Genomic DNA, 5,851 nt, shown 5'->3' with positions numbered 1-5,851 from the left:
AAAACTGACAAAAGTGAAGTATGACCGGCTGGTTAAAAAACTGGAGGAAAACCCGCGGATCCTACGGGAACCGGATACAAAGCCCCTTGGTGATGGGCTTTACGAGATCCGCACAATGGGTAACGACATCGCTCGCGGTATTTGGGTTTATGAAGCGGGTAGCAAGATCTATATGCTCCGCATCTTCATTAAAAAAAACCAAAAGACGCCAAAAAACGAAATCGAGCTAGCTAAACGAAGACTAGAGGAAATCAAACGTGAAATTGAAAACTCATGACGAATTACACGCTGAATGGATGAAAGACCCCGAGTACCGGGCAGCATACGAAGCCGAAGAGCGAAAAGAAAAATTACAGGCGCTGCTAGCTGAATGGCGGTGCAATGCAGGCATCACACGTGCCCAAGTAGCAGAACGTATGGGAGTTAAGCCACCGACTGTCTCTCGCATGGAAAGCAATATAAATAAGGCCAGCATAGATACCCTTGCACGTTATGCCCGAGCTTGCGGTGTCGAAAAACTCCAAATAACACTTTAATTTTAGCCACATCCCCCAGTATCTTTATCATGAAATTTGATTAAGATACTGGGCGATAGAGAGAAGACTGACTCGATTGCTATTAATCTCCACAGTAAGAGTATAGACAACACCTTTTTTCGTTAATCGTCACATTTAATTTCAGTGCTAACGACAAAATATGGAAATCAGTACGCTAGATAAATAGTAATTTACAAAGATAGCAGTTATAAACTTACCAGTTTCTTGTTTGCTTGTATAAAACGGGAGCGAATAAAACTAAAGTTCGGAAGATCATACGTCAGAACGATAGGATATAAAATAAGAACTCTATAAAATGAAATTGAAAAAGTACAACAACTGGCAATCGATGAATGTATTTTTATATTTATATATCAATAGGATGTCGTGTGGTGGCAGAAAGTAGTTTAGCTTTCGATAAAAAATAAAATGATATTCAATTTTTTATCTAGCCAAGTTATCTATTAATATTATACTATGCATCCTCTGCTATATAAAACGAAGAGGTCAAAAAAGTGTTCTTTTCATGCTAAATGAACTATATTACGAAAGTTAAGTACAGCGCCTAGGAGGTAGTTAGAAAGAATAACACTAGGTACTGTAAGCTTTTAATGAAAAAATAGCTATAATGCTTTTATTTTAAAACCATCTGTATAAATTTTTTGAAAAAATGATGGGTACCATGTCTGTTTATAATTTTGAGTATTATCTGAATGAAAATATTTATCATTAACCTAAAGAAAGATTTAGAACGAAGAAAATCAATACAATATCAAGCTGAAAAATTAGAGCTTAATGTTGAATTCATTGAAGCTATAAATGGCAGGGAGCTGTCACAAGATGAAGTTAAAGTACTTTGCCCAGATTTTGACAAAAGTGAAATAACTTTGGGCGAGCTAGGTTGCTCTTTAAGCCATTTAAAAATTTACGAAAAAATGGTTAAAGAAAATATACAACTAGCTTTAGTTATGGAGGATGATGCTGAAATAGGCAAAGATATCAGCGGAATACTTGATGCCTTAATAACTATAAACAATAACAAACCTCATGAACCAAATCTTTTATTATTAAGCAAAGTTAATGAGTATATAGATGCATTCAAAAAACCGCTTGTTAAACATTACCATGTAGTCAATGTTATTGATGCAGCTTTAGCTCATGGATATGTTATAAATAATAAAGCGGCGCAAAACTTACTTCATTATTTGCAACCAGTTTGGTTAGTTGCCGATGAATGGAAATTGCTCAGAGAAAATAATATAGTTAAATTAAAAGCTGTTATCCCACCAGTTATAAATCTCACAGAATATTCTCATAATTCATCTATAGGAAATGAAGGCCGTTCAGCAAATAGCGAACTAGATATACAAAAAAGAAAGCGCAGATTCTTAACAGCCTTACGTTTGATTTTTTGGCGTATATTTATCCGGTCATGGGTGAAAAAAGTAAGGCCATAATTTTTCATGACCGTAGGAATAATAAGTTATGTAGAATTGTGATCTACATAACAACGTTTTGCTATATGCCAAGTTAACTGGTTTGGTTTTCCCTAAATAAAATTTCAAAATTGTAGATTACTTGAAGGGAACTCAGTCCGATTTTTGCGATCTGATTAATCGTCAAATCAAATCATTAACTGGACTGAGTCATTCCAATCATAGCACCAGTATCCTGAAATGAACGCTGCCAGATGAAAAAAATTATCCATAAAACCAGGGATAAAGATTATGCACTCAGGTTGATGCTACATCAGGGAACGTCAGTTTCTCATGTCGCCAGAACCCTTTGTACAGCGCGCTCTTCGGTCAATCGGTTATATGGATTAGAAGGACTCAAAAGCCTACCCGTTGGCAAACCTCCAATGTGGAAACTTGTAATAACTAGGGTTACATCACTTGATTTAGAAAAGAACATAATATTTACTCATAGATTTTTATGAAAACCACTATTATTTGATATGACGAAAAGTAAATCACACGGATTTCTTAATTGATTGAAAAAATCACATTTAATAGTCATCCGATAATAACTTACTAGATTTTATAAGTATAATTTCTACTATGCTAAAAGTTAACTCCATATTTAGAGCATCATCTTTTATCATGATAGTAGTCTCAACAAGATTATTTAATCCTAATTTCCTCCCTGCATTTTTTAAACAATACCAGTTCTTAAATCATTCACAATTATGCCTGAAATTTTAAATTTTGTGATATCACTCGAAAAAATGAACTTAAAGTGCACCGGTATACTCTGTCCCTTATATAGAGTACAGCATTCCTCTTTGTGAGATATCAAATTATTCTGACATTGCATAGCAAGGAATATATAGTATAGTACTAATGACTGGATAAAGAGATTGGAGCCTAGTTTTCCTTGTTTTTTGAAAGCTAAACTACTTTTTACTACTACACGATACCCTACTGATTGATAAATATGAAAATCATAAAAAAACACCTAATTAAGCTATTGTCAATTGTTACACTTTTCATCTTTTGCTTTACACAGCTTTGGGTTACTGTTTACAAATAGGTTATGTACTTTCTCTATTTTCCTTTTGCTAAACTATGTTTTATGGAGTTCTTATGATTGTAGCTCTAAATTATGCTCCTATCGGGCTGATGTATGGTCCGCCAGGCTTTAATTCTATCCTATCCCCATTTTATATAAGCAAGCAAGAAACGGGCGAGTTTATAACTGCTACCCTCGCAGATTACTATTCATTTAGTGCAATGATCTTCATATTTTTCCTGTTAGCACTAAAGTTAGATATGACAGTTAACAGAAAAGTGAGTATTTTCTTGCTCTCACTAGTGTTGATTACTATACTGCATCACCTAACGAAAGCCTACGTTAATGAAACTGTGTGTAAAAAATTCATAATCCTATTATTCTCAAGAGATAATCCACTGTTAAGCATAGGCTGCATATTTATCAACGGCATCTGCCAAGGACCTAAGGAAATAGATGATGGATGGTTAAATGGAATGTCATGTCAGCGCATACGTCCTGAGATATATAACACAGAGGTTTTCAGATTACATCTTGCTTTTCTATTCTCTAAATTGATGAAAAAAGAAAAGTCAGATATTATTGTTGCGATAGATCCACTAAGTTGCTACACAGCAATTCCCAATTTATATGATTCAAACTATTTAAAAAAGTGAAATTGATACTTAATATTTTATAATATCAACCAATCAACATAAGAGAGATGATAGTGCAAGGTTTACGTTCACATTCCGAAAAAAAATTATCAATTATAGTTACAGCTCATAACTTAGAGGATTTAATAGGAAGATGCTTAAAAAGTATAATAGAATGCCTATACAAAGTGCCTTATGACGATTATGAAGTGCTGATGATTGATGATAATTCATCAGATTTAACCACAACTATTTTAAAGATGTTTGAGTCTGAAAATGAATCATTTCATTATGTCAAAACATCGTTTCATAATATAGGTAAAGTCAGAAACTATGGTGTAAATATTAGTAGAGGAAAGTATATAACCTTCATTGATGGTGACGACAGTCTTGCAAAATTTAATATGGGAAAAGTTATATCATTATTAGATGATAACTCTCCTGACATACTTTTATCAAAGATGCATGAAGTGTTTAAGCCATCCGAAGAGGTAGTAAAAGCTCATATAGGAAAACCAATAAAGTTAAGTAAGAATAAAGCAATACAAAAATTTTTAATCCATAAAGATTTTCAAGCTCATCTATGGGGTAAATTTTTAAAAAGAGACTTATTTTATTCGCTTAGATTCCCTGAAGTGACATGCTATGAAGATGCTTTAGCATTTCCAATATTATTAAATAATTGCGAGAAAATATATTATATTGACGAAAAAATATATAATTATATAAAACATAGTGGAAGTCTATCAAGCTATATTGACTCAGATAAAGCAGATCTAATGGCAGATGCTGTTAAGTGCATGTTTGATACTTTTGGAGCTCACTTTAATAGTCTTACTGCATGTCACGCTATTGACCTAGTTAATAAGCATAAAGAAAAGTTGTCAAAAGAAAAATATGATCTATTAGTTAATAGATTAAACTCATTATCCAAAATAAAATTCTATTTTGATCCTAAAGTACGTATGAGTTTTAAACGCAAACTTTTCAGCATCAAATTATAAGAAATAAATTAAAATAGCCAGTAATTTAATCTGGCTTTCACCTTTATAGATACATTTCTTATTCAGACAAACCAATAGGTAGAATCTTCCATGTAAATCAATAAACTTAGTATGCTAACCTGTAATTTAAAATGAAGTCATTTGTTTTGACACTATGAAAGTAGTGTTTTTTTTGTTACCATATCAACTGAGAGTAAATTTTATATTATAAAGGTCAGTGAGTAGATATTATGTTCTTTTCTGATTCAAGTGATGTTACCCTAGTTATTACAAGTTGTGGTCGATTTGATTTATTAAAGCAAACTATTGAGTCATTTGATAAGTATAATTCTTATCCTATACAACAGGTTGTTATAACAGAAGACTCTGGAGATAAATCTATTTATTCTGTTATACCTGAGCACTGGTTACCATACTGTGAAATTATTTTAAACAATCCTAAACTAGGACAAATCAAGTCAATTGATCTAGCATATAGTAAAGTAAAAACTGACTATATCTTCCATTGTGAAGACGATTGGCTTTTCTATAGAGATAAATTTATCGAAGATTCTTTTGTTGCTTTGAAATCTGATAAAAACATACTCCAAGTATGGCTCAGAGATTTAAAAGAGGATGTAATGTTTCATTATCCATTCCATTACCCTAGTAATTTCAGAGAATTAGAGGGTGTTTACTTTTCTACTCTGGAAAGTAATGACTCCAGATGGATGGGGTTTAGTTTTAATCCAGGGCTTAGAAGAAAATCAGATTATGAATTATTTATGCCCTACAATCTGGCTGGTGACACAGAAATGACACTATCGAAGAAGTATGCCAAAATAGATAAATATGTAGTTATTTTGGATAAAAGTGCAGTTAGGCATATTGGTTGGGATGACCATATAAAAACGGATGAAGAGATAAGACAAAGAAAGCTAAAGAATAAAAGGAAAATAAAGTATTTTACTTTTGGGGTAATTACAGGGTGTATTTTAATGTATTTAATTAAAGGATTTTAATTAATATCTATTTGATTTATGAGTATTAGTGAGTGATTTAATAATCTAATTATAATGGTTATGCACACACTTAATGCAATATAGGGGGGGCTGGTTCCCGCAAGATTCGCGGGTTTTCCTCCAGTTTTTTAACCAGTTGGTCATACTTCACTTTTGTAAATTTC

General features: G+C 32.5%; 6 protein-coding genes and 1 pseudogene. All 7 read left to right on the top strand.

Annotated features, from left to right (window positions below):
* The first annotated feature begins 4 nt into the window (after positions 1–4).
* The 7 genes and pseudogenes from C5471_RS22520 to C5471_RS22490 all read left to right on the top strand — a co-directional run bounded on the left by C5471_RS22520 (position 5) and on the right by C5471_RS22490 (position 5,687).
* Positions 5–277: a type II toxin-antitoxin system RelE/ParE family toxin gene (locus tag C5471_RS22520; protein ID WP_422630939.1), complete on the top strand. Its 273-nt coding sequence runs from the start codon at positions 5–7 to the stop codon at positions 275–277.
* A gap of 19 nt (positions 278–296) precedes the next feature.
* Positions 297–536: a helix-turn-helix domain-containing protein gene (locus C5471_RS22515; RefSeq protein WP_133814162.1), complete on the top strand. Its 240-nt coding sequence runs from the start codon at positions 297–299 to the stop codon at positions 534–536.
* A gap of 713 nt (positions 537–1,249) precedes the next feature.
* The gene (locus C5471_RS22510; RefSeq protein ID WP_133812486.1) at positions 1,250–1,993 is read left to right on the top strand and encodes a glycosyltransferase family 25 protein; all 744 of its coding nucleotides are present in this window, start codon (positions 1,250–1,252) and stop codon (positions 1,991–1,993) included.
* A gap of 233 nt (positions 1,994–2,226) precedes the next feature.
* Positions 2,227–2,403, top strand: a pseudogene (locus tag C5471_RS22505) (IS630 family transposase); the annotation flags it as partial.
* 718 nt (positions 2,404–3,121) lie between these two features.
* Entirely contained in the window at positions 3,122–3,703 is a 582-nt protein-coding gene (locus C5471_RS22500; RefSeq protein ID WP_133812485.1) for a hypothetical protein, read from the top strand.
* Positions 3,704–3,750: 47 nt separating this feature from the next.
* Entirely contained in the window at positions 3,751–4,686 is a 936-nt protein-coding gene (locus tag C5471_RS22495) for a glycosyltransferase family 2 protein (RefSeq protein WP_133812484.1), read from the top strand.
* Positions 4,687–4,916: 230 nt separating this feature from the next.
* Entirely contained in the window at positions 4,917–5,687 is a 771-nt protein-coding gene (locus C5471_RS22490; RefSeq protein WP_133812497.1) for a glycosyltransferase family 2 protein, read from the top strand.
* Positions 5,688–5,851 lie beyond the last annotated feature (164 nt).

The sequence above is a fragment of the Photorhabdus tasmaniensis genome, from assembly GCF_011189505.1.
In the GTDB taxonomy this organism is placed as follows: domain Bacteria; phylum Pseudomonadota; class Gammaproteobacteria; order Enterobacterales; family Enterobacteriaceae; genus Photorhabdus; species Photorhabdus tasmaniensis.
This window is presented reverse-complemented; position numbering and strand designations above follow the sequence as displayed.

What these genes read in the sequence shown, in the direction of transcription:
- C5471_RS22490 (WP_133812497.1), top strand. Translation starts at nt 4,917, where the DNA reads ATGTTCTTTTCTGATTCAAGTGATGTTACCCTAGTTATTACAAGTTGT.
- C5471_RS22510 (WP_133812486.1), top strand. Translation starts at nt 1,250, where the DNA reads ATGAAAATATTTATCATTAACCTAAAGAAAGATTTAGAACGAAGAAAA.
- C5471_RS22495 (WP_133812484.1), top strand. Translation starts at nt 3,751, where the DNA reads ATGATAGTGCAAGGTTTACGTTCACATTCCGAAAAAAAATTATCAATT.
- C5471_RS22515 (WP_133814162.1), top strand. Translation starts at nt 297, where the DNA reads ATGAAAGACCCCGAGTACCGGGCAGCATACGAAGCCGAAGAGCGAAAA.
- C5471_RS22500 (WP_133812485.1), top strand. Translation starts at nt 3,122, where the DNA reads ATGATTGTAGCTCTAAATTATGCTCCTATCGGGCTGATGTATGGTCCG.